Consider the following 290-nt stretch of genomic DNA (forward strand, 5'->3'; position numbering starts at 1 on the left):
CCCGGCCAGTGAGCAGATGCAGCTGCGGGTCCTCCGCACGGCCGATGGGGCCAGCTGGTGGTATGCCTTTACCAGCTTTGAAGAGGAGATGAAGGGGGCGGAAGCGGTGCAGTCCACCTTTCTGGTGGAGTTTGAAAAGCTGTTGGATGCCGCACTGCAGGTGCCGGAGATCCAGGGCATCATTCTGAACCCCTGGAACCGCACCATCCAGCTGGACACGACCCTGCTCCGGATCATCAAGGGATAAGCAAGAAAGGGCCCGCCTGCCGCATTTTGGTGCGCGCAGACGG

At 61.4% G+C, this 290-nt stretch carries 1 protein-coding gene; it reads left to right on the forward strand.

The features are described from left to right. On the forward strand, positions 1 to 247 hold a 247-nt coding region (locus tag P0G09_RS20210; protein ID WP_275253571.1), incomplete at its 5' end, for an SseB family protein. Between the last annotated feature and the right edge of the window lie 43 nt (positions 248 to 290).

The organism is Faecalibacterium sp. DFI.5.82 (assembly GCF_029076575.1).
Taxonomy (GTDB): Bacteria; Bacillota; Clostridia; order Oscillospirales; family Ruminococcaceae; genus Faecalibacterium; species Faecalibacterium duncaniae.